Annotated in this window: 18 protein-coding genes and 1 pseudogene; 5 read left to right on the forward strand and 14 right to left on the reverse strand. The window is 64.4% G+C overall.

Annotation, left to right across the window (positions count from 1 at the left end):
- Positions 1–49 precede the first annotated feature (49 nt).
- Positions 50–1,315 carry an ATP-binding protein gene (locus tag CK221_RS08880; RefSeq protein WP_095777461.1) on the reverse strand — a complete coding sequence of 422 codons (1,266 nt, stop codon included), beginning with the start codon at positions 1,313–1,315 and terminating at the stop codon, positions 50–52.
- 185 nt (positions 1,316–1,500) lie between these two features.
- On the opposite strand from CK221_RS08880, the gene ppk2 reads away from it, so the two are divergent.
- Positions 1,501–2,406, forward strand: coding sequence for a polyphosphate kinase 2 (gene ppk2 / locus CK221_RS08885; protein ID WP_095777462.1), 906 nt, complete (start codon positions 1,501–1,503; stop codon positions 2,404–2,406).
- 86 nt (positions 2,407–2,492) lie between these two features.
- Here the strand turns inward: ppk2 and CK221_RS08890 are convergent, their stop codons facing one another.
- The 3 genes from CK221_RS08890 to CK221_RS08900 all read right to left on the reverse strand — a co-directional run bounded on the left by CK221_RS08890 (position 2,493) and on the right by CK221_RS08900 (position 4,897).
- A complete protein-coding gene (locus tag CK221_RS08890) occupies positions 2,493–3,239 on the reverse strand; it encodes an enoyl-CoA hydratase-related protein (RefSeq protein ID WP_066996742.1) in 747 nt (248 codons plus the stop codon).
- A gap of 10 nt (positions 3,240–3,249) precedes the next feature.
- Positions 3,250–3,888 (reverse strand): acyl-homoserine-lactone synthase, encoded by a 639-nt coding sequence (locus tag CK221_RS08895; protein WP_066996739.1) that lies wholly within the window; start codon positions 3,886–3,888, stop codon positions 3,250–3,252.
- Positions 3,889–4,165: 277 nt separating this feature from the next.
- Positions 4,166–4,897 carry a LuxR family transcriptional regulator gene (locus CK221_RS08900; RefSeq protein WP_095777598.1) on the reverse strand — a complete coding sequence of 244 codons (732 nt, stop codon included), beginning with the start codon at positions 4,895–4,897 and terminating at the stop codon, positions 4,166–4,168.
- A 224-nt stretch (positions 4,898–5,121) separates the two neighbouring features.
- Here CK221_RS08900 and CK221_RS08905 point away from each other — a divergent pair, with 224 nt between their 5' ends.
- Positions 5,122–5,994, forward strand: a complete 873-nt coding sequence (locus CK221_RS08905) for a transporter substrate-binding domain-containing protein (protein ID WP_095777463.1) — start codon at positions 5,122–5,124, stop codon at positions 5,992–5,994.
- Here the strand turns inward: CK221_RS08905 and CK221_RS08910 are convergent.
- On the reverse strand, positions 5,991–6,401 hold the full coding sequence (locus tag CK221_RS08910; RefSeq protein ID WP_066996737.1) for a tellurite resistance TerB family protein: 411 nt from the start codon (positions 6,399–6,401) through the stop codon (positions 5,991–5,993). The genes CK221_RS08905 and CK221_RS08910 overlap by 4 nt on opposite strands.
- Positions 6,402–6,568: 167 nt before the next feature.
- Between CK221_RS08910 and CK221_RS08915 the strand changes: the two genes are divergently transcribed.
- Complete coding sequence (locus CK221_RS08915) at positions 6,569–8,218, forward strand: lysine--tRNA ligase (RefSeq protein ID WP_095777464.1); 1,650 nt, start codon at positions 6,569–6,571, stop codon at positions 8,216–8,218.
- On the opposite strand, the gene CK221_RS08920 is transcribed toward CK221_RS08915, so the two are convergent.
- Together CK221_RS08920 and CK221_RS08925 are read right to left on the reverse strand one after the other, a co-directional pair.
- The gene (locus tag CK221_RS08920) at positions 8,181–9,065 is read right to left on the reverse strand and encodes a thermonuclease family protein (RefSeq protein ID WP_245430595.1); all 885 of its coding nucleotides are present in this window, start codon (positions 9,063–9,065) and stop codon (positions 8,181–8,183) included. The genes CK221_RS08915 and CK221_RS08920 overlap by 38 nt on opposite strands.
- Before the next feature lie 10 nt (positions 9,066–9,075).
- Positions 9,076–9,717, reverse strand: a complete 642-nt coding sequence (locus tag CK221_RS08925; RefSeq protein ID WP_095777466.1) for a helix-turn-helix transcriptional regulator — start codon at positions 9,715–9,717, stop codon at positions 9,076–9,078.
- A gap of 253 nt (positions 9,718–9,970) precedes the next feature.
- On the opposite strand from CK221_RS08925, the gene CK221_RS08930 reads away from it, so the two are divergent.
- Positions 9,971–10,591 (forward strand): flavin reductase family protein, encoded by a 621-nt coding sequence (locus CK221_RS08930; RefSeq protein ID WP_095777467.1) that lies wholly within the window; start codon positions 9,971–9,973, stop codon positions 10,589–10,591.
- A gap of 12 nt (positions 10,592–10,603) precedes the next feature.
- Here CK221_RS08930 and CK221_RS08935 read toward each other — a convergent pair.
- The 7 genes and pseudogenes from CK221_RS08935 to CK221_RS08965 all read right to left on the reverse strand — a co-directional run bounded on the left by CK221_RS08935 (position 10,604) and on the right by CK221_RS08965 (position 18,846).
- Positions 10,604–11,145, reverse strand: a pseudogene (locus tag CK221_RS08935) (thioesterase family protein).
- Between the two features lie 9 nt (positions 11,146–11,154).
- Positions 11,155–13,374, reverse strand: coding sequence for a 3-hydroxyacyl-CoA dehydrogenase NAD-binding domain-containing protein (locus CK221_RS08940; protein WP_095777468.1), 2,220 nt, complete (start codon positions 13,372–13,374; stop codon positions 11,155–11,157).
- 14 nt (positions 13,375–13,388) lie between these two features.
- Positions 13,389–14,597: an acetyl-CoA C-acetyltransferase gene (locus tag CK221_RS08945; protein WP_095777469.1), complete on the reverse strand. Its 1,209-nt coding sequence runs from the start codon at positions 14,595–14,597 to the stop codon at positions 13,389–13,391.
- A gap of 33 nt (positions 14,598–14,630) precedes the next feature.
- Positions 14,631–15,800 (reverse strand): acyl-CoA dehydrogenase family protein, encoded by a 1,170-nt coding sequence (locus tag CK221_RS08950; RefSeq protein ID WP_095777470.1) that lies wholly within the window; start codon positions 15,798–15,800, stop codon positions 14,631–14,633.
- Complete coding sequence (locus tag CK221_RS08955) at positions 15,797–16,240, reverse strand: endonuclease domain-containing protein (RefSeq protein ID WP_095777471.1); 444 nt, start codon at positions 16,238–16,240, stop codon at positions 15,797–15,799. The genes CK221_RS08950 and CK221_RS08955 overlap by 4 nt, the downstream gene beginning before the upstream one ends.
- A 118-nt stretch (positions 16,241–16,358) precedes the next feature.
- Complete coding sequence (locus CK221_RS08960; protein ID WP_095777599.1) at positions 16,359–18,155, reverse strand: acyl-CoA dehydrogenase; 1,797 nt, start codon at positions 18,153–18,155, stop codon at positions 16,359–16,361.
- A 229-nt stretch (positions 18,156–18,384) separates the two neighbouring features.
- Positions 18,385–18,846, reverse strand: a complete 462-nt coding sequence (locus CK221_RS08965; protein ID WP_082980529.1) for a MerR family DNA-binding transcriptional regulator — start codon at positions 18,844–18,846, stop codon at positions 18,385–18,387.
- Between the two features lie 461 nt (positions 18,847–19,307).
- Here CK221_RS08965 and CK221_RS08970 point away from each other — a divergent pair, with 461 nt between their 5' ends.
- The gene (locus CK221_RS08970; RefSeq protein WP_095777472.1) at positions 19,308–23,462 is read left to right on the forward strand and encodes a peptidoglycan-binding protein; all 4,155 of its coding nucleotides are present in this window, start codon (positions 19,308–19,310) and stop codon (positions 23,460–23,462) included.
- Positions 23,463–23,499: the final 37 nt, after the last annotated feature.

The following is a 23,499-nucleotide window of genomic DNA, read 5'->3' on the forward strand; positions in this document are numbered from 1 at the left end:
GAGCCGGATGACAGAAAAAAGAAAATGCCGGTTGCCAACCAATATAGGATCATTGAGCCGGCAAATGAACCGTGAACGCCGCGCCCTTGCCGACTTCCGACTTGATCGACAGCCTTGCGTTATGACGTGTCAATATATGCTTGACGATCGAAAGGCCAAGGCCGGTGCCTTTCTGGGTCCGGCTGTTTTCCACGTCGACGCGGTAGAAGCGCTCCGTGATGCGGGGGATGTGTTCCTCGGCAATGCCTGGACCATAGTCCCTTATGGTCACGTCGATGCCTGGGTCGTGGCCGTCCTCGGCGTGTGCTATCGACACGGTGACACGCCCGCCCGACTGGCCGTATTTGCAGGCATTCTCCAGCAGGTTCTCGAAAACCTGGAAGAGCTCGTCGCGGTCGCCCGGCACGGAAATCGGCCCATCGATGAAGCCCCGCTCGATGGCGATGCCGTTCTCGTTGGCCAGCGGCGCGAGCGAGTCGATGACGCTGTCGATGGTCTGTCGAAGGTCGACTTCGGTTCCCGGCCGCAGATAGGGCTTCATCTCCAGCCGCGACAGCGACAACAGGTCGTCGATCAGGCGCGCCATGCGGCCCGTCTGGTTCTGCATGATCTGCAGGAACTGGTCGCGCGCCGCCGCGTCGTTGCGGGCAGGCCCGCGCAACGTCTCGATGAAGCCGGCGATCGAGGCGAGCGGGGTGCGCAGCTCATGGCTGGCATTGGCGATGAAGTCGGCGCGCATGCGGTCGATGCGGCGCGCCTCGCTCTGATCCTTGAACACCAGCACGTAAAGATCGGTGCCATGGCCGACCGAGGACGCGCTCACCCGGTATGTGCGCTCGACCGGCAGCTTTTCCGTGTAGTCGACGACATCGGACGCCATAGTTCCCGAGACGATCCCGTCAAGCAAAGCCTGCATTTCCGGCGCGCGGAATTTGAGCGACAGCGACATGCCGGGGGCCAGCCCACCGAAGGCGGCAAAGGCGGCCGCGTTGGCGTGGACGATAGTGGCGGTCCGGTCGAAGATGATCAGCGGATCGGCAACGGCGGCGGCCAGATATTCGCCGGACAGCCGCTGCAACCCGCCGACTTCGATGGCGGCAGTCCCGCCGGCTGACTGGCGCTCGGCGGCGGTCGGCAGCATTGCGGCCGCGACCAGCAACGCCACGGCCAGGAGAGGCACAAAGATCGAAAGGCCGCCGAAACCATAGACGCCGAGGACCGCGACCAGGGCCGCGGCCAGCGACCAGCGGCTGCGCCGCAGCCGGGCTATGGCTGCCTGCGTTGCGCCTTTCTGGTCTGCGCCCTTATCGACCATGCGCTGCCTCGTATCTCCCGTCGGTGAAAGATCAGCCGACTGGACCCCAGCATGACCCCCAAAAATCGGAATCGATTTTCTCGAACGTTCATGCGCAAAATCAAAGTGCTACCGCGCGTCCGGTCGGACGCAACGCCTCAGAGGCTCCCATAGCACGAGTCCGCAAGCTGAAAAGGTTCGTCCCGATGAAAAAAGCCGAGGGAAATGCCGACGCGGCGCCTGCCGCAGGACCGATCAAGATGAGGATAGGCGGTAAGGAACGCGAGTTCGACATCGACAACCCGGTGCTGCCGGACTGGATCGAGGACAACAAGCTGACCGCCGGCGGCTATCCCTACGACAAGAAGATGAAGGGTGAAGAGTACGACGAGGAACTCGAGCGGCTGCAGATCGAATTGGTCAAGGCGCAGGCCTGGCTGCAGGCGACCGGCAAACGGGTGTTGGCGCTGTTCGAGGGGCGCGACGCGGCCGGCAAGGGCGGCACGATCTTCGTCCTGCGGCAGTACATGAACCCGCGCACGGCGCGCAACGTGGCGCTGACCAAGCCGACGCCGACGGAGCATGGCCAATGGTACTATCAGCGCTATGTCGACCATTTCCCGACCTCCGGCGAGTTCGTCACCTTCGACCGCTCCTGGTACAACCGCGCCGGCGTCGAGCCGGTGATGGGATTCTGCACCCCGGAGCAGCACGAGACATTCCTCGACGAGACGCCGCATTTCGAGCGCATGATCTGCAACGAGGGTATCCACTTCTTCAAATTCTGGCTGAACATCGGCCGCGAGACGCAGCTCGAACGGTTCCATGACCGCCGCTGGTCGCCATTGAAGAACTGGAAATTCTCGCCGATCGACATCGCCGGCATCAGCAAATGGGACGACTACACCAAGGCGCGCGACCTGATGTTCGAGCGCACTCACAAGGAGTTCGCGCCCTGGATCATCGTGCGCGCCAACGACAAGCGCCGTGCGCGGCTTGCGGTGATCCAGCGTATCCTTCTGTCCTTACCCTATGATGGCCGCGACCTCGACGCCGTCGGCAAGCCCGACAAGAAGATCATCGGCGAAGGCCCGTCGTTCCTGGAGAAATAGCTTGCACCGTGCCCGCGGCCGGCGGCCAACATTACAGCGCCGCGCACCTTCTCGGGTACGCGGCGCTGAGACTTTCCACCAAGGTGTCACGCCGCGAGGCGGGCGATCCGCTGCAAACGCTTCAGCGTGGCGTCGTCCTGCAGCGCTTGCTGGAACAGCGATATCTCATGGTCGATGCGGTCGCACAGAACGTCCGTATCCCCCTTGAGCAGGCCGCGGGTCTGCAACAGCGCGGCAACCGGCTTCTTGGCGAGCTGCCTTGCCCGCGCCAAGGCCATTTCCTCGGCGCTGCCTTCCACAATCTCGCCGACAAGGCCGAGCGCCTTGGCGTCGTCGACGCCCAGCGTGTCGCCCAGGCAGAAGAAGCGGAAGGCGCCGGCATAGCCGAGCTTCTGGGGCGCCAGGATGCTGGTCGCCGCGTCCGGCACCAGGCCGAAATCGACGAACGGCACCCTGAACGTGCTGCCCCTGGAAGCAATCACCATGTCGCAGTGGAACAGGATGGTGCAGCCGACGCCGACGGCGTCCCCGTCCACGCAGGCAAGGACCGGCTTGGGAAAGGTCGCAAGCCTGCGAAACATATCGGTGACGGCGGCAATCAGCTGCTGGTGCTTGGCGGCGTCGAGGAACTCCGAGAAGTCGCCGCCGAGGCAGAAGCAGCCGGCAAGGCCGCGCAGCACGACCACGCGAACCTCGTCATTGACGGCGGCCTCGTGGAAGGTCCTGGCGAGGCTCGCATAGGCGTGCCTGTCCAGCACCGGCCGGCCGTCATGCGAGGACACGGTGACGACCAGCGTGTGGCCGCGCAGCTCAGGTTCGGGGTGGAAGCTCATGACAACCTCCTCACGAAGCCTGTCTGAGGCCGAGCTGGCCGGGATAGCCTCTCATCAGCACCGGCGGGAAGTGGTTGCGGCGCTGGCGCACCACCTCCAGCGTATGCTCGGAAAAGGTGAGCAGCGTCGCCACCACCTGCTGGTTGCCATAGGTGCGCTGGTAACCGAGCGGCGTCGCCAGGAAGTGCAGCTGCAGCGCGCGCAGCACCCACATCGGTTCGAACTCGATGATGACCTGGTTGACGTTGCGCTTGAGGCCCCATTCGACGAAACCTGCGATCAGCTCGGTGCCGACCGTCGAGACGCCGCGCTTGCCATCACGGAAGCCCGGCGCCACCGCATAGCGGGTCAGCTCCCAGACTCGCGGCCCCGAGGGGGGCGTCCCCTCATAGAGGTCCGTCAGCACATCGGTCAGTAGATGTGGCCGCGTCGTCGGCAGCATGCGCTGATAGCCGGCTAGCTCGCCGTTGCGGATGACGAGGTGATGCTCGGCCTCGTCATGATCGAATTGGTCGATCTCGAGGCCGTCCGGGCGGTCGAGATCGGTCCAGCCCATCTCCTCGACGAAGATCTTGTAGCGCAGGCGGTGAACCGCTTCCCACAGATCGGGGCGCTCCATCAATTCCTGAGTTGTGAGGGAAAAAAGCATTAGCCGTCTCCTGGGCTTGAGAGGAAGATACGGCCGGGCTCTCCGGAAAATATTACGCGATCGCGTAGGCAAGAATTTTTAGGTCGGCACCGACCGACCCCGCCAATATAGCCGCGCCTAACCGCCTCCGCGACCGCCTGCACGCGGTTGGCGACGCCCAGTTTGCTTTGGCGTTAAGAAAGTATTAGCCGTCTCTTAAGAGAAGGATACCGCTCGCCCTTGCTTAAAATATTACGCGAATGCGCATGGGACTGTTTCTGGGCCAGCACCGGCCGATTTAGCTAATATAGCCACGCCTGATCGCCTCGGCGACTGCCTGCACACGGTTGGTGGCGCCCAGTTTGCTCTTCGCGTTGAGAAGGTGCTTCTCGGAGGTATGCTCCGAAATGCCGAGAATCTGCGAAATTTCCCACTCGGACTTTCCGACAGCTGCCCATTGCAGGCATTCGCGCTCACGCGGTGTGAGTTCGATGTGGTCGACAACCTTGCCGGCCATCGTGTGAAGCTGCATGGCGCGGCCGATGGCGTAGGTGGACACCAGCGAGACCATTCCGAATTCGACGTCCGACAGTTCAACGGACTCGCCACCCAGCGAGACCATGACGATCTGGCCGTCGAGCGTGACCAGCGGGAAGGCGAGGCCGTCGCGCAGCTTGAACTCGCGGGCGTCGCCCATGACCTCGTCGCTGCTCTTGTCGATGACGATGGCCTGGGAAGCCTCCCGCCACTGGAACGGGGCCTGCAATTGCTTCATGTGGCTGACGACCGGATCATGGTCGACATAGTTGCGCGCCACATAGCGCTCCAGCCACTCGCCCGGCCAGTCGCAGAGCAGCACATGGTCCTTCTGCTGGCCGCGCGGCGTGCCGGGTTGCGGGACCGTTCCGGCCATCAGCGCCGTCAGCCCGAAGCTCGAGGTGACGCCGAGCAGCCGCTCGCACACTGCCGCAGCAGTGTTGGCGTGCTGTAATTGGTCGATGTATTCCAGAGTTCTATCGAACATGCTCATCGCAACATCTACCCCATGTTGCTTCTGCTTTTCGTACCGATCGTAGATGCCCGAACCACCCTTCGCCATCAACCCCGGACCACAAGTTTCTTCGCGACACCTGCGACTCCCCCGTTGCGGGCGCGCGCTGAAACTTGCAAACGTGCTAAACCATACGCCGAATTCACCCGTTTGAAATCAAAAACAATTGTGCCTGCACTGTTTTCGTACGAAAAGCCGAAGACATGATTGGGCGGAGCGCTATCGTGACATTCCGGTGGATATTTCTGGCCCTGCTGTCGGCGCTGATTGGAGCGTTGCCATTTGCCGACGCGACTCGCGCGGCGGAGCCGCAGGTTCCGGTGCTGTGGGATGCCAAGGAGCGGCTGCCGAAGCCCGATCTTTCGGCGTTGCCGAGGCTGAGGTTCCTCACCACCACCGATTTTCCGCCTTTCAACTTCCTCGACGGCTCCGGCCGGCTGTCGGGTTTCCACATCGACCTGGCGCGGGCGATCTGCGCCGAACTCGGCATCGTCGAGAAATGCCAGATCCAGGCGCTGCCCTGGAACGATCTCGACGACGCGCTGCGGAAAGGCGAAGGCGAGGCGATCATCGCCGGCATCGCGGCGACGCCGGAAAGCCGCGAGAAATACGCCTTCTCGCGTTCCTATCTGCAGTTCCCGGCGCGCTTCATCATGCCGAAGGCCAAGGCGTTTACCGAGCCGATCCTCGACAAGCTGCGCAGCAAGCGGGTGGGCGTCATCGCCGGCTCGGCGCATGAGAAGATGCTGCGCGACTATTTCAGCACGGTGCAGGTCGTGCCTTTCGACAAGCCCGAGGACCTCTACGCGGACCTCAAGGCCGGCAGGATCGACGCCGCCTTCGGCGACGGCATGCGATTCGCCTTCTGGCTCGGCGGCTCGGAAGCCGCCGGCTGCTGCCGCTTCGCCGGCGGCCCTTATCTGGCGCCCGAATATCTGGGCTCCGGCATGGCGATCGCCACCAGGGCGGGCGACCCGGCGCTGGCCGCCGCCTTCGACTATGCGCTGCAGGAAATCTCGATCAAGGGAACCTTCGCCGAGTTCTATCTGCGCTATTTTCCGGTGAGCTTTTTCTAAGTCAGTGTGCGCAGGCGGGCCTTCGCCGCACGGGCGATCGCCGCTACGGTGAGCGTGTCGAGATCAAGCTCCCGTCGGATGAGCTGCAGCACCCTCAACTCCTCCATGCGCATTTCGAGATCGACTGCCGCGACCTCGAAAGCGGCGGCATAGGCGGTGTCATGCAACCGCTCCGGCAGCGCATCGGCGACGCGCGCGAGGACGCCTTCCAGCCCGTCCTTGTCGTGCAGGGCCTGCTGGCAGGCTTGAGCCACGCCGACCAGGCTGTCGCTGTTGAAATCGACAAACACAGGCCAAGAACGGACGACGTCTCCGATCCGCGCCAGTTCGACATCGGTCATGTCGCGGTCGGACGCCGAAGTGATGACCATGAGATAGATCAGGGCTTCGTGCGGCGTCAAAGGCATTCAAAACTCCTTGATGGTGAGGCTTCAACGTAGGATTGCCATTGAGGCGCCGCAAGGAAAAGCGCCGCAAATCGTTGACGCTCCGGCCCGTCGCGCCTAGAGACCGGGTGAAAATCTTTACGCGCCCAAGCCGACACATCTGGCCGGCAGATTACCTGGAAAGTGACATGACGGGATCAAACATCATCGATCTCAATGCCGAGATGCTTGCGGCCGCCGCCGAAAGCAAGGCATGGCCGTTCGAAGAAGCCAAGAAGATCATTGCCCGCTACAAGAACAAGGACTTTCCCGATACCGTCCTGTTCGAGACCGGCTACGGCCCGTCCGGCCTGCCGCATATCGGCACCTTCGGCGAGGTGGCGCGCACCACGATGGTGAGGCACGCCTTCCGCGTGCTGACGCAGGACAAGGTCAAGACCAAGCTTTTGTGCTTCTCCGACGATATGGACGGCATGCGCAAGATTCCCGACAACGTGCCCGATCGCGCAGCGCTCGAGCCCTACCTGCACAAGCCGCTCACATCGGTGCCCAATCCGTTCGGCGGCGGCTATGCGAGCTTCGCCGACCACAACAACGCGATGCTCTGCCGCTTCCTCGACACGTTCGGCTTCGACTATGAGTTCGCCAGCGCGACCCAATACTACAAGTCCGGGCGCTTCGACGAAGTGCTGTTGCGCGCCGCCGAGCGCTATGACGAGATCATGGCGGTGATGCTGCCGACGCTCGGCGAAGAACGCCAGGCGACCTACAGCCCATTCCTGCCGATCTCGCCGAAAAGCGGCCGCGTGCTCTACGTGCCGATGAAGCATGTCGACGCCAAGGCCGGCACCATCACCTTCGACGACGAAGGCAGCGAGACCACGCTGCCGGTCACCGGCGGCCATGTGAAGCTGCAGTGGAAGCCGGATTTCGGCATGCGCTGGGCAGCGCTCGGCGTCGATTTCGAAATGTTCGGCAAGGACCACCAGACCAACGCGGCGATCTACGACCGCATCTGCAACATCCTCGGCGGCCGCGCGCCGGAGCATTTCGTCTACGAGCTGTTCCTCGACGAGAACGGCCAGAAGATCTCGAAGTCGAAGGGCAATGGGCTCACCATCGACGAATGGCTGACCTATGCGCCCACCGAGAGCCTCGGCCTCTACATGTACCAGCGGCCGCGGCAGGCCAAGAAGCTTTATTTCGACGTTATCCCGAAGGCGGTCGACGAATATTACGCCTTCCTGTCCGCCTATCCGCGCCAGGAGTGGAAGGAGCGGCTCGGCAACCCGGTCTGGCACATGCATGACGGCAATCCGCCGGCCATCGACCTGCCGGTCCCCTTCGCGCTGCTGCTCAATCTGGTCAGCGCCTCCAACGCGCATGACAAGGCGGTGCTGTGGGGTTTCATCTCGCGCCATGCGTCCGGGGTGACGCCGCAGACGCACCCCGAGCTCGACCGGCTGACCGGGTATGCCATCCGCTATTTCGACGACTTCGTGAAACCGACCAAGGTCTATCGCGCCGCCGACGAGGTGGAGCGCGAGGCGCTGGCGAAGCTTTCGGAAGCGCTCGGCGAGCTGCCGCAGGGCGCGGACGGCGAGGCGATCCAGAACGCGGCGCTCAACGTCGCGCGGCGGATCGAGCGCTATCAGGACCATTCCAAGCAGAGCCCGGAAGGCGGACCCGGCGTGTCGGTCGCCTTCTTCCAGATGATCTATCAGGTGCTGATCGGACAGGAACGGGGGCCGCGTTTCGGCTCTTTCGCGGCGCTCTACGGCACTACGGAGACGCGCGCGCTCATTGAGCGGGCTCTGGCTGGTCAGCTGGCTGCGTAACGTCGCCATCTTCCGCTGGCAGGATGGAACTCGGCGCGGCGGGCGCCGGGCCGGTGGCGGCCGGCAATGCCGGCAGGCCGCCGAGATTCGGAGCGGCGCCGAAAATGCCTTTCCTCGCCGCGCGCGCCTTGTCGCCCGCCTCGACATAGGGGCCGCCTGGCGCCGCGCGGGCCCAGCCGTTTTCCACCAGCCACAGACCGACATCCTTGTTGCCGACCCAGCACTTGACCGCTATGGCCTTCTGCCCGCCTTGCGGCGGCACGGAGCAGACCAGGGTCCGGCCACGCAGGAAAGCGCGGAATGCCGTCCTGCCGCGAACCCCGCAGTCCCATGACTTGCCTTCGTCGCTGCAGGTCTCGTCCTCTTTGACGATGTCGATGCCCGACACAGCGATGGAGTAATCCTTGGCCTTGATCAGGCCGGCGGCGGTGGCGACGGGCTGGAGCAACTTGGTGCCCTCCTCGCCATCCGGCAGTTTCGTTTTCCGCGGCTTGGGCGGACCGGCCAGCGCCAGATCGCTGAGCGGCCCGCGCGGCTCGACCCGTTCCAGTTCCTCGGCAGGCACTTCGGGTGGCGCCACCACGTCGGGATCGATCGCCCGCGAATGCGCCACCGGCTTGGGCGGCTGTGGCGCGGCAGGCGCCAGAATGGCGGACGTCGCCGGTTCCGCAGTTATCGGTTCCCGAGACGCCACATCGGCGTCTTGCCCCGGAAGTGCATTGGCCGGATCGATCTGATCGACCGCGACGACGCTTTCGCTGCCCTTCAGCGAGCGGCCTCCGGCGACGACCAGCGCCGCCATTGCCGGAACCGCCACAAGCGCCAGGGCAAGATGGAGGACCCGCACCAGCCCGGACCTACTGGCTTGCCCAGACGATCCGCGCCACCCACTCGACCTCGCTCATCGGGATATCGCGGTCCGGGTGAGCGGGGTTGAGCGAGACCAGCACGACCGACTTCGCGGTCTGCCGGTCGAGCACCTTGGCCATCACCTCGCCGGCGGTGGTCTTGACGACGACGCGGTCGCCCTTGCGCGTCGGCGCGCCCGGCTCGACGATCAGCACGTCGCCATTGCGGTAGAGCGGCAGCATGGAATCGCCCTGGACCTTCAGCGCATAGGAGGTTTCCGCCGCCCGCGCCGGAAGCTCGACCAGATCCCAGCCCTGCCCCGAGGGATAGCCGGCATCGTCGAAGAAACCGCCGGCACCGGCCTGGGCGAAGCCAAGCAGCGGCACGGCCATACGCGGCGGCGGCACGGCGGAGGCACTGCGACCCTCAACCAGCACGGTGAATTCTTCCAGCGAGGCGCCGGTGGCCTCGATGATCTTGGCCAGCGATTCGGTCGAAGGCCAGCGCGGCCGGCCGTCGGAGGACAGGCGCTTGGATTTGTTGAAGGCGGTCGAATCGAGGCCCGCGCGGCGGGCGAGACCGGAAGCCGAGAGCGAATAGCGCTCGGCAAGAGCATCGATTGCGGCCCAGACGCGATCGTGTGAGAGCAAGTCCGCTCTCCTTCGAAAAACAGGAAAAAATGCCTCACTGCTGTCTAGCGCGCGACCATTCAATTGTCCACCGGCGCGAACAGCGGATTCGAGAGAAAGTCGCCCGCTTCCGCAGGATTGATGGGACTCGATCCTGTGCCGGGCGCCGGCACCGACATGTCGCCGCGTGCGCAATGCATCGTTCGACCCCGGCCGAAACGTCTCGGTGCGCAAGCTTGGTAGGGTACGGTTCTCGAATTGCGAAGGACTGCTCATGTTGCCGAACCACCAATCCATCGCCCCATCCGTTCTTTATTTTGGGACGCCTGTCGTCCTGATGGTTACCCGAAACCATGACGGCGCCGCCAACATTACACCCATGTCGTCCGCGTGGGCCTTGGGTTCATGCGTGGTCCTCGGTTTGAGTTCGGCGACCCAGGGCGCCAGCAATCTTCTGCGGGATGGCGAATGCACCCTCAATTTTCCCGCGGCCAGCCTCTGGGCGAATGTCGAACGGATCGCGCGCACCACGGGTGCGAATCCAGTGCCACCCCACAAGGCCGAATTGGGGTTCATTCATGAGGCCGACAAGTTCGCTCTAGGCGGCTTTGCGATCCAGCCCAGCGAATTGATCCGGACGCCGCGCATCGCAGAATGCCCCCTGCAGTTCGAAACACGCCTGTTGACCTGCCATCGCAGCGCGAAGCAGCAAGGCGCATCCTCGACGCACCTCATCATGGAGGTAGACGTGCAGCGGGTTCATGCGCACCGCAGCATCGTCTTGCCGGGAACGAACCACATCGACACTGCGCGATGGAATCCGCTGTTCTATGTGTTCCGGCACTATTTTGGCGACGCGGTCGATCTGGGCAAAACCTTCCGGGCCGAACATTGAACGCTTGCTCGATCAGGCCCGCTTGGCCTGCTCGCGGAGGTTCCGGTGCGAGATCATGAATGCTTGCTCGGGCTCGGTCGGCGGGCGCGGTTGCGCCGAATGGCCGAGCGCCGCGACGACTGCCTCAATCTCGAGAAAGCGGCGGCCGCGCCGGTCATAGACGCCGCCGGTGGTCAGGATCAGCGCCGCTGTCTCGCCATTGTCGAGGACGAAGCGGTGCTTGCCGATCACCGAAGTGCCTTCCCAGGTCTCGATCGACGACACCACCTCGAAGCGGCGCCACAGCCTGATCTCGCGCACATAGGCCGATTGCAGCCCGCCGATCATCGGCGCCCAGCCGTTCCGCCGCGCGAGCGCGACAAGACCGACGCGAAGAAAAACGTCGATACGGCCAAGATCGGCCAGCATCATGTAACGGGCATTGTTGAGATGGCTGTTGAAATCGATGTCGGTCGGCAGGCAGCGAAAGGCAGCCGGCTCTGATCGCCGATTTGATAAGGGCCACGGCTACGCGCCGTGGCCATCATGCGCGCGAGGCGCCCCCAGACATACATCGGAGTTCGTCAGGCGGCCTTCTTGACCTCGCCCTTCTGGTAAGGGTCGAAGCGCTGGTAGAAAGTCTCGCCCTTCTCGGCCATGTCGAGCAAAAGCTTGGGCGCCTTGAACTCGGCCCCGTATTTCTTCTGCAGGCCCTTGGCGATCTTGACGAAACGCTTGGCGCCGATGCCGTCGATGTAGGAGAGCGCGCCGCCGGTGAACGGCGCGAAGCCGAAGGCGAGGATCGAGCCGACGTCCGCCTCGCGCGGATCGGTGACGATGCCCTCCTCCATGACGCGCACCGCCTCCAGGGCGATGGTGACCAGCAGGCGCTCTTTGAGCTCCTCGTAGTCGACCTTCTCGGGCTTCAGCTGCGGATAGAGATCCTTGAGACCCGGCCACAGCTTCTTCTTCGCCGGCTTGGCAGGATAGTCGTAGAAGCCCTTGCCGTTCTTGCGGCCGAAGCGGCCATGCGTGTCGACCATGGTGTTGATCAGCGCCATCTGCTTCGGGTCGACGGCTTTCTCGCCTAGATCGTTGATGGTCTGCTTCATGATCTTCTGGGCAAGGTCGATCGCCGTCTCGTCGGTCAGCGCCAGCGGGCCGACCGGCATGCCGGCGGCCTTGGCGGCGTTCTCGATCATCGCCGCAGGGACGCCTTCGATAAGCATCTTGTAGGCTTCCGACATATAGCGCAGCACGCAGCGATTGACGTAGAAGCCGCGCGTGTCGTTGACGACGATCGGCGTCTTCTTGATGGCGCGTACGAAGTCGATCGCGACCGCGAGCGCCTTGTCGCCGGTCTTCTTGCCGAGGATGATCTCGACCAGCATCATCTTGTCGACGGGCGAGAAGAAGTGGATGCCGATGAAGTTTTTCGGCCGCGCCGAGTTCTTCGCCAGCGAGGTGATCGGAATGGTGGAAGTGTTCGAGGCAAAGATCGCCGAGGACTTCAGCGCCGCTTCCGCTTTCTCGGTGGCGAGCTTCTTCACGCCTGAATCCTCGAACACCGCCTCGACGACAAGGTCGCAGCCGGCAAGGTCGGCATAGTCGGCCGTCGGCGTGATCAGCGACAGCAACTTGTCTTTCTCTTCGGGCTTGGCGCGGCCCTTCTTCACCTGGTCCGAAATCAGGCCGTCGGAATGCGCCTTGCCTTTCTCGGCCGACTCCATGTCGCGGTCGAGCAGCACGACCGGAATGCCGGCCCTGGCCGTGACATAGGCGATGCCGGCGCCCATGAAGCCGGCGCCGAGGATGCCGATCTTCTTGAACTTGCTGTCCGGCACGCCGGCCGGGCGGCGCGCGCCCTTGTTCAGTTCCTGCAGCGACACGAAAAGCGAGCGGATCATCGCCGCCGCTTCCTTGGTCTGCATGATCTCGGTGAAGTAGCGCTGCTCGATCCGGAGCCCGGTGTCGAAGGGCACCAGCAGGCCCTCATAGACGCATTTCAGGATCGCGGCGGCCGCCGGATAATTGCCAAAGGTCTCGCGGCGCAGGATGGCGATGGCCGGCGGCCAAAGATTGGCGCCGGCCGCCGAATAGATCGGACCGCCGGGCAGCTTGAAACCCTTTTCGTCCCACGGCGCCACCGGCTTCAGGCCGTTTTTGATCATCGCCTTGGCGGTCTCGACAAGCTTCTTCGGCTCGGCGATCTCGTGGATCAGGCCCATCGACTTCGCCTTTTGCGGCGTCAGATTCTGGCCGCTGGTCAGCATCTGCAGCGCCTGCTGCTGATCCGTCAGCCGCGGCACGCGCTGAGTGCCGCCGGCCCCCGGGAAGATGCCGATCTTCACCTCGGGAAGTGCCATCTTCACCTTGTCGGAATCGGCCGCGACGCGGCCATGGCAGGCGAGCGACATCTCGAAGGCGCCGCCCATGCAGGTGCCGTTGATCGCCGACACCCAAGGCTTGCCGCAGGTCTCGATCTTGCGGAACAGGCCGGTCATATAGCCGGCATTGTCGAACAGCGCCTTGGTCGCCTTTTCGAGGTCCTTTTCCTTTTCGACGGCGAAGGTGGCGAGCATCTTCTGCAGCATGGTGATGTCGGCACCGCCGGAGAAGGTGTCCTTGCCGGAGGTGATGACCGCGCCTTTGATGGCGGCGTCGCCCGCCACACGATCGACGATGGCGTTGAGCTCGCGCATCGCCTCTTCGGTGAAGACGTTCATCGAGCGGCCCGGCATGTCCCAGGTGACCAGCGCGATCCCGTCGGCGTCCACGTCGAGGGTGAAATTGGTGTAGCTCATCTTTTCTCTCCCCGTCAGACGCGTTCGATGATGGTGGCGGTGCCCATGCCGGCGCCGATGCAGAGCGTGACCAGCGCGGTGTTCAGGTCCCGGCGCTCCAGCTCGTCCAGCACCGTGCCGAAGATCATCGCGCCGGTGGCGCCGAGCGGATGGCCCATGGCGATCGCGCCGCCATTGACGTTGATCTGGTCATGCGGGATGTCGAAGGCCTGCATATAGCGCAGCACAACGGAAGCGAAGGCCTCGTTGAGCTCGAACAGGTCGATGTCCGACAGCTTCATCTTGGCACGCTTCAAGAGCTTTTCGGTGACGTCGACCGGGCCGGTCAGCATCAGCACCGGCTCGGAACCGATATTGGCGAACGAGCGGATGCGCGCGCGGGGCTTCAGGCCCATGGCCTTGCCGGCCTTCTTGGAGCCGAGCAGTACAGCAGCGGCGCCGTCGACGATGCCGGACGAGTTGCCGGCATGGTGGACGTGGTTCACTTCCTCGACTTCCGGATGCTTCTGCACGGCCACCGCATCGAAGCCGCCCATCTCGCCCGGCATGACGAAGGACGGATTGAGCGAGGCGAGCGACTGCATGTCGGTCGAAGGCCGCATGTGCTCGTCACGGTCGAGGATGGTGAGGCCGTTCTGGTCCTTGATCGGGACCACCGAATTCTTGAAGCGGCCGTCGTCCCACGCCTTGGCGGCGCGCTTCTGGCTCTCGACGGCGTAAGCGTCGACGTCGTCGCGGCTGAACCCGTATTTCGTCGCGATCAGGTCGGCCGAGATGCCCTGCGGCACGAACCAGCCGGGAAGGCCGACGGAGGGGTCCATGAACCAGGCGCCGCCGGACATGCCCATGCCGACACGCGACATGGATTCTACGCCCCCGGCAATGACGATCTCGTCCGCGCCTTGCGCGATCTTGGCGGCGCCGAAATTGATGGCATCGAGTCCGGAAGCGCAGAAGCGCGATATCTGCATGCCGGGCGCCTTGGTATCGTAGCCGGCCTCGAAGGCGGCGGCGCGCGGAATGACCGAGCCCGCTTCGCCGACCGGATCGACGCAGCCGAAGATGATGTCGTCGACAGTGCCGGTGTCGAGCGCGTTGCGGTCACGCAGCGCCTCAAGGGTCTTTGCCGCGAGCCGCACCGCCGGCACCTCGTGCAGCGAGCCATCCTTCTTGCCTCTGCCGCGCGGCGTGCGCACGGCGTCATAGACGTAAGCGTCGGCCATTTTCGTGCTCCTTGGGTTTGCCGGTCGCTGCGCTCACAGCGAGCGCCCGATCAGCAATTTCATGATCTCGTTGGTGCCGCCGTAGATGCGCTGGACGCGGGCGTCGCGGAACATGCGGGCGATCGGATATTCGTTCATGTAGCCATAGCCGCCATGCAGTTGAAGGCATTCGTCGACGACTTTGCCCTGCAGGTCGGACAGCCAGTATTTGGCCATAGAGGCGGTGACCGGGTCGAGGCCGCCGTCGATGTGGCGGGCGACGCAGTCGTTGTAGAAGACGCGGCCGATCGTGGCCTCGGTCTTCAGCTCGGCCAGCTTGAACTGGCTGTTCTGGAAATCGATGATCGCCTTGCCGAAGGCCTTGCGCTCCTTGACGTAGTCGATGGTCAGCGCCAGCGCCCGCTCGATCATGGCGATCGCGCCGGTGCCGATCTGCAGCCGCTCCTGCGGCAATTGCTGCATCAGCTGGACGAAGCCCTTGCCTTCCTCATGGCCGAGCAGGTTGGAGGTCGGCACGCGCACGTCGTTGAAGAACAGCTCGGAGGTGTCGTTGGCCTTGAGCCCTATTTTGTCGAGGTTGCGACCGCGTTCGAAGCCCTCGACCTCGTCGGTCTCGACGACGATCAGCGAGGTGCCCTTGGCGCCCTTGTCCGGATCGGTCTTGGTGACGACGATGATAAGGTTGGCAAGCTGGCCGTTGGTGATGAAGGTCTTGGAGCCGTTGATCTTGTAGTGATTGCCGTCCTTCTCGGCACGGGTCTTGACGCCCTGAAGGTCGGAGCCGGCGCCGGGCTCGGTCATGGCGATGGCGCCGATCAGCTCGCCGGTCGCCAGTTTCGGCAGCCATTTTTCTTTCTGCTCCTCGGAGCCGTAGTGCAGGATGTATGGCGCGACGATCGAGTTGTGCAGGCCGATGCCGAAGCCGTCGACCCCGACGTGGCCGATAGCCTCGATGATGGCGCTCTCATGCGCGAAGGTGCCGCCGGAGCCGCCATATTTCTCCGGCATGGAGGCGCAGAGCAGGCCGGCGGCGCCCGCCTTCAGCCAGCTCTCGCGGTCGAAAATCTCGTTCTTCTCGAACTCTTCGTAGCGCGGCGCGATCTCCTCCGACATGAAGCGGTTCGCCATCTCGTAGAGCATGCCGACTTCGTCCGCCGCCCAGGCGGGCTTCGGCAGGCCAAGAACTTCGGCTGGATTTGTCATGCTGTTTCCTCCACTGCGCCGGCGTCCCCCTCCCCCTTGAGGGGAGGGTGGCCGCGAAGCGGCCGGGAGGGGTCGCCGATGAGGTGCTCGGCCTTGTCCTTAACAAACTGCGCCACATGCCATGCACTGTTAATGACATCAGGCTCATCAATCCTGACAACGACGTACCCGAGTGACCGCAAATAGGCGTCGCGGTTCACATCATGACGTCTGCCAGCTTCGGTTTCGTGCAGGTCGCCGTCGACCTCGACGATCAGTTTGACCTTCGGGCAGACGAAATCGACAATGTACGGGCCGATCGGCGATTGCCGCCTGAACTTCAGGCCATCAGCCATCAGCTCGCGCAATTCGTACCACAGCAGGGACTCGGCCTTCGTCGTGTGCAGACGAAGCGAGCGCGCTTTCTGTCGCATCTCGAAACTGACCCGCGTGCGGGGCATTGTGTTAGTCCTTCTCCCAGGGTGCGTCGCCAGAATTGGCGTCGAGTTCGTCGCAGGCGACCCCTCCCGGCCCTTCGGGCCACCCTCCCCTCAAGGGGGAGGGGGACGCCGAGCATTTCTAGAACGCTTCCGCCGGCAGCGCCATTAGCGTATCCGCGCCACTGGAAATGCGGGCGAGGCGCGTCGCGGTCTCCGGCATGATCCGCTCCATGAAGAAGCGCGCCGTCACCAGCTTGTTGTCGTAGAACGACGAGGCCCCATTGGCACCTTCGGCGAGCTTCGTTTGGGCGGCCTTGGCCATCTGGCCCCACATGTAGCCCAATGCCACTAGGCCGAAGAGATGCATGTAGTCGGTCGAGGCGGCGCCCGCATTGTCGGGCCTGGCCATGGCATTCTGCACCAGCCACATGGTCGCGGCCTGCAGGTCGTTGAGGCCCTTCTTCAGCGCCTTGGTGAAGGGCGCCATCTTGTCGTCGGCGCGGTTTTCCTCGCAGAATTCGCCGACCTCCTTGAAGAAGGCCTGCACGGCGCGGCCGCCATTCTGCGCCAGCTTGCGGCCGACCAGATCAAGCGCCTGAATGCCGTTGGCGCCTTCATAGATCATGGCGATGCGGGCGTCGCGCACGAACTGGCTCATGCCGTGTTCTTCGATGTAGCCGTGGCCGCCGAACACCTGCTGCGCCATCACGGCGTGATCGAAGCCCCTGTCAGTCAGCACGCCCTTGACCACCGGCGTCATCAGACCGGTGTAGTCGTCGGCCGACTGGCGGTCCCTGTCGTCACCGGAGCGGTGCGCGACGTCCGACTTGATCGCCGTCCACAGCGCCAGCGCTCGGCCGCCCTCGTTGAACGCCTTCATGGTCATCAGCGAGCGGCGGATATCGGGATGGACGATGATCGGGTCGGCCTTCTTGTCCGGTGCCTTGATGCCCGACAGCGAGCGCCCCTGGAGGCGGTCCTTGGCGTAGGACACCGCGTTCTGGTAGGCGATCTCCGAGACCGAGAGCCCTTGCAGGCCAACGCCCAGGCGGGCCTCGTTCATCATAGTGAACATGGCCTTCAGGCCACCGTTCAACTCGCCGAGCAAAGTGCCTTCGGCCTCGTCATAGTTCATGACGCAGGTCGAGTTGCCGTGGATGCCCATCTTCTCCTCGATCGAGCCGCAGGAGAGCGCGTTGCGCGCGCTGACATTGCCCGAGTCGTCGAGCTTGAACTTCGGCACGATGAACAGCGAAATGCCTTTGACACCTTCCGGCGCCCCCTCGACGCGGGCCAGCACCAGATGCACGATGTTGTCGGCCATGTCGTGCTCGCCGGCGGAGATGAAGATCTTCTGGCCGGAAATCCTGTAGGTGCCGTCGCCATTGGGCACCGCCTTGGTGCGCAGCAGGCCGAGATCGGTGCCGCAATGCGGCTCGGTGAGATTCATGGTACCGGTCCAGGCGCCCTCGATCAGCCTGGGCAACCAGGTGGCCTTCTGCTCGTCCGTGCCATGGGTGACGATGGCCGCGATCGCGCCCTGCGTGAGGCCGGGATACATCATCAGCGCCATATTGGCGGACACCATGTATTCGGAGACCGCGGTGTGGACTGTATAGGGCAGACCCTGGCCGCCGAACTCGGCGGGTGCCGCTAGGCCCATCCAGCCACCCTCGCGATACTGGCTGAAAGCGTCCTTGAAGCCCTTGGGCGTGGTCACGCTACCGTCTTCATGGCGCACGCAGCCTTCCATGTCGCCGACCCGGTTCAGCGGATGCATGACGTTTTCGGCGAGCTTGGCGCCTTCGGCAAGGATCGCCTCGACGACGTCCGGCGTAGCGTCCGAGAAGCCCGGAAGATTAGAATAGCGCTGGTAGCCGAGCACGTCGTTGAGCACGAACAGCGTGTCCTGGACGGGCGCCCTGTAGATCGTCATGCCTTCCTCCACCCTTGCGGTCCGGCCGGTCCAGCAAGTTCCCGATCCGGATGTGGATGGGAGGCCGAGCCAATGTCGATGCCCCCGATAGCAAATATTGACGTTTGCGTAAACGTCAACTTCGTCGCAGCCCGAAATTTTTGATGAGCGCTGGCTCAGGGCAACAAAAAAGCCGCGCGGCTGCAGCCACGCGGCTTTCTCTATCCTGGGCTATGCCGTTCGCGTGAGATCAGCCGGCGGCGCTTGCCTGCGGCGCAGCCCGCTCGGCCAGCATCTGGCGAACGATCGCCATCGAATTGCTCAAGTCGCTGATAGCCTCATCGATCAGCGCGCGCTGCTTCTGCAAGCGGGCAAGCTGCTTCTCGGACTTGTCGAGCGCCAGCCGCAACTGCTTGGTGTTGGATCCGGTCGGATCGTAAAGATCCATCATCTGCTTGACGTCCCGCAGCGAGAACCCGACCTTGCGGCCGAGCAGGATCAGCTTCAGCCGGGCCTTGTCGCGGCGCGTGTAGAGACGGGTCGAGCCGTCGCGCTTCGGATTGAGCAGGCCCTTGTCCTCGTAGAATCGCAGCGTGCGCAAGGTCACGCCGTACTTCTTGGCCATCTCGCCGATGCGGACGAATTCTTCGTCGGTCTCGACCGATATGTGATTGCTATTGGCCGCGGCTTCGCCGGGCGAAACAAGTTTCATGGTCACTGGCTTTCCCCTGATGGCGTCGCGGTCACGGACCAAACGTCGCCTGAGTGGAAGCGGGGGCGTGCTTCCAATCGTGGTTTCGACACTTCAATCGCAAGAGGCACGGCTTCGCACCTTTTACGTTTACGTCAATTCTATACCGACAGCCGGCACCTGACGCAAGGGCGTTGTCGGAAACACAGCTTTATGCCGCACTCGGAAGCCATCGGGCCGGCGGGTCAGGATTATGCGCCATTTCTTAAGGTTGGTTAACGCCTTGTTTACCACGTTGGGCGAAATGTGCGCATGTCGGTCACCCGTGTTTATCCTGTAGCGAATTTTTCACGGTTTTCGAAGCGTGGGTGAGAAACCCGGGAAGCCCGTCTTCCTCCGCAGCAAAACCGCGCGGACGCCTTCGTTCCCGGCAGACTCTGGGAAACCGGTCTCAGCCGGTCATTCTGAACACGGGCGCATCGATGAACAGCAAGCGGTCCTATCTCGATACACTCAACGCCGGTAGGCAGCGCCGGTCGCAGACCTCGCTGGAGGATCTGAGCCGCTCGCTCGAAACGCTAGAGCAGCGGCTGGAGCGGACGCGCAGCGACACGCCCGAGCGCCCCGATCCGCGGCGGCCGGCCCCCGAGCCGCGCTATGCGGCCGCGCAACCTTATGGTTCGCCCCGCTGGTACGAGGAACCCTACACGACGCAGAGGGACCAAAATCGGGGACCGCAAAACCGCGGGCCGCAGAACCCGGCGGCCGCAGCTTCCGACTTCGGCCCCAATTATCAGGCCATTGCCCGCGACATCGACCTGGTGCGCGGACAGGAAGACGGCGTCGCGATGGTTGGCAAGATCGCGGTCGAATTGCGCGGACTGCGCGAGGAGTTGCGCCATCAGATGACCGCCGGCCTGCAACGCGAATTCGACGCGCTGCGTCAGGATATCGATCGCGCCATGCAGGCGGCGAGCCAGCATGGTGCCCCCGCCGACAAGAACAGCGCCGAGCTCAGCCTCGAGTTCGAACGGCTTTCCGGCGCCATCCACACGCTTGCCGAAAAAAGCGACGATCGCAGCGTCAACCTGCTGCGGCTGGAGTTGGAGCAGGTCAAGGCGGCGCTCGACACGCTGGCGCGCGAGGAAAGCGTGCGGGCCGTCGACCAAAGCGTGCAGGCCGTCGACCGCCGCTGGGACGATTTCGATCGCCGCTGGAGCGCCTTCGAGGATCGCGTCGACGCCGACCAGCGCCAGCGCGCCGAGGGTCCCAATCTTTCGGCGCTGACCGACCGCCTCGAACAGATCAGCAGCGCGGTCAACAACCTGCCGCAATCGCTGTCGCTCGCCTCGCTGGAGGAAAAGGTGCGCACCCTCGCCGGCGCGGTCGACCGTTTCGCCAGCCAGCAGACGATGCGCGGCGGCGAGACGCTTGCCATGATCGACGAGCGGCTGGACGAGATCTCGCGCGCCATCGTCGCCTCGACCGTGGCCGCGCAGGCCAATGCCTTCGATCCGGAAACCTTCGGGCGAATCGAGAAACGGATCGCCTCGCTGGCGGAGCAGATCGAGGAGGTCGCGCAGTCACGTCCCGGCGCCGAGGTCATCGACCGCCTCAACCTTCTGTCCAGCCGTGTGGACGAGCTCGCCGGGCGCGCCAACCTGCCGGAGCAGGCGATGGAGCGTCTCGGCAAGCAAATTGCTTTGATCACCGACAAGATAGACCGCGCGCCGGCGATGCCCGACGCCGACCACATCTTCCAGGGCCTGGAGCAGCGCTTCGACGCGCTGTCCACGCTGCTCGAGCGCCGCCAGGGCGATGCCATCGAGCAGAGCAACCTGCTGTTCCGCGACCTCGAGCGGCGGCTGGACGAAGTCGCCGACAGGCTCGACCAGCGCATGCGACAGGACGACGCCACCGGTATCATGGAGGCGATCGACGCCCGCTTCACCGCGCTTGCCAAGCGCATCGAGACGCGCGCGCCCGATCCCGCCAACGAGATGGCGATCCGTGGCCTGGAAAGCCGGCTCGAGGACATTTCCAGCCGGCTGGAATCCTCCGCCGCGCAGGTCGCCGGCATTGATCCGGCACTGATCCGCAGCCTTGAGTCGCAGGTGACCGCCCTTTCGGCGCATCTTTCGAAGCCGAGCGCACCGCTTCCCGATTTCGAGGACATCAGCCCTCGCCTCGACGAGGTCGAGAAGTCGCTGGCCGGCACGCGCGATTCCATCCTCACCGTCGCGCGCGAGGCTGCGGAGAACGCCGTGCGGTCGCTGGGCGAATCGAGTTCCGGCGCGGCTGCTTCCAACGCAGCCGCCGTGAGCGGGCTCGCGCAGGACCTGAAGACGCTCGAAGCGCTCACCCGCCGTTCCGACGAGCGCAATTCGCGCACGTTCGAGGCGATCCACGACACGCTGCTCAAGATCGTCGACCGGCTCGGCTCGCTGGAGGCCGACGGCCCCAGTGAAGCGGTCAGCGAACTGATCGACCCGCAGCCGGGTGGCAAGCGGGCCGCCCGCACCGGCAAGATCGCCGTCCAGGACGCGCCGTCGATGGATATCGACCAGCCGCTGCCGCTGACCGGAGACATCGCCGATCTCGATGCGCGCGCCGCCTCCATCCTGCGCCACGATCCGGTTTCGCGAAACGAGCCGGCTGCACCGGGCGAACCTGTTACGCGTAGCGAACCTGTTACGCGTGGCGAACCTGTAATGCGTGGCGAAGCTGCCGCTCGCACGCCCGCCGAGGCCGCGGCCGCCGCCGCAATGGCCGCGCTCGGATCGGACGAAATCGGCGAGAGGGCCGAGACGACCGGCCGCAAGAAGTCGATGTTCAGCGGACTGGCGCGCGCCTTCAAGGGCAAGAAGAACGAGGACACGCCGCCGCTTGCCGGCTCGGCGCCGGCCGGCGACGTTCCGACCGTCGACATCGACGAACCGCTCGATCCCAGAGCCGCCAACCGGCCGCTCGAACCTGGCTCCGGCGCGCCGGACCTCAACGCCATCATGAAGCGCGTGCGCGACGAGCGCGGCGGCCAGCCGGCCAAGCGCAGCGAGACAGATGCCGCCAAATCCGATTTCATCGCGGCCGCCCGCCGCGCGGCGCAGGCCGCCGCCGCGGAAGCCGACGCGCTGAAGCGGCAGTCGACGATGACCGGCCCGGTGAAGGCGCTCAGAATCGGCGATCTGCTCAAGGCGCGGCGCAAGCCGATCCTGATGGCGGCGGCCGCCATCATGATGGCGCTCGCCGGCCTGCAGCTCGGCAAGGCCTTCTTCTCCGACCCCGCGCCGGTCGCCAGCAACGACGTCGCGCCGATCGTCTCCACCCATTCGGTCGAAACCGCCTCGCTCGATGTCAGCACGCCCAAGCCCGACACGAGCACTGCGAAGCCCGAGAGCGCGCCAGAGCGTGCCGTCAGGCAGGCCGAGCCGTCGAAGGACGATCCAACGCCACAGAGCGCCTTTCAGCCATCCGCAGCCGAAATGCCCGCGGCCGCGGCGCCAGCCGAACCGGCGCCTGCTCCGGCGACTCCGTCCGCGCCAGCCCGGCCCGCGCCGATGGCTTCGGCGACACCCTCGGAGCCAGTCTCTCCGGCTGCGAGCGGGCCTGCCATGGACACGGACGGCGACGCGCAGCCGACCATCGGCGCGCCGGCGAGCACAGCAATGCCCGGTGCCGCCGCAGCCGGTGCTTCCTCGGCCGGCACGCCGGCAAGCACGTCCGCCGATACCACGGGCACCGTCCCGCCGGGCGGCGGCCAGACGGCAAGTTCGGCCGCCAAGATCAATGTCCCGGCCGATATCGGTCCGGTGGCGCTGCACGACGCGGCCGCAGGCGGCGACGCCAAGGCGCTGTTCGAGATCGGCTCGCGCTACGCGGAATCGCGCGGCGTCAAGGAAGACATGGCGGCGGCCGCCAAATGGTATGAGAAATCCGCCGAACTGGGCTTCGCACCGGCCGAATACCGCATCGGCAATTTTTACGAGAAGGGCATCGGCGTCGCGCGGGACATCAAGAAAGCCAAGACCTATTACCAACTCGCGGCGGAACAGGGCAACGCCAGCGCCATGCACAATCTGGCGGTTCTGTTCGCCATGGCGGCGGACGGCGTGACCGACAATGAGTCGGCGGCGCACTGGTTCCAGGAGGCGGCCGACCTCGGCGTCAAGGACAGCCAGTTCAATCTCGGCATCCTTTCGGCCAAGGGCGTCGGCATGAAGCAGAACCTGGAGGAATCCTACAAATGGTTCGCTCTCGTCGCCAAGACCGGCGACAAGGACGCTGCGGCCAAACGCGACGAGATCGCCAATGCGCTCAGGCCCGAGCAGTTCGAGCGGGCGCGCGCCGCCACGGACCTGTGGAAGGCAAAGCCGCTCAACGCAGCCAGCAACTCGGCCGACATCCCGGAATCCTGGCAGGACAGCACGCCGCAGACCACCGCCGGCATCGACATGAAGAAGGCGGTGAAGAACATCCAGCTGATCCTCAACAAGAATGGCTACGATGCCGGCGGCGCCGACGGCGTGATGGGCGACAAGACCAAGAACGCGATCATGGCCTTTCAGACCGACAACAAGATGAAGCCCACCGGCGAGATCGACGCGCCGCTCGTCAAGGCGCTGCTTGCGCACAAATAACGGCAGGCGCGTCGCTTCCGCGACGGCTTGCCACAGA

The sequence above is a fragment of the Mesorhizobium sp. WSM3868 genome (assembly GCF_002294785.1).
GTDB lineage: Bacteria > Pseudomonadota > Alphaproteobacteria > Rhizobiales > Rhizobiaceae > Mesorhizobium.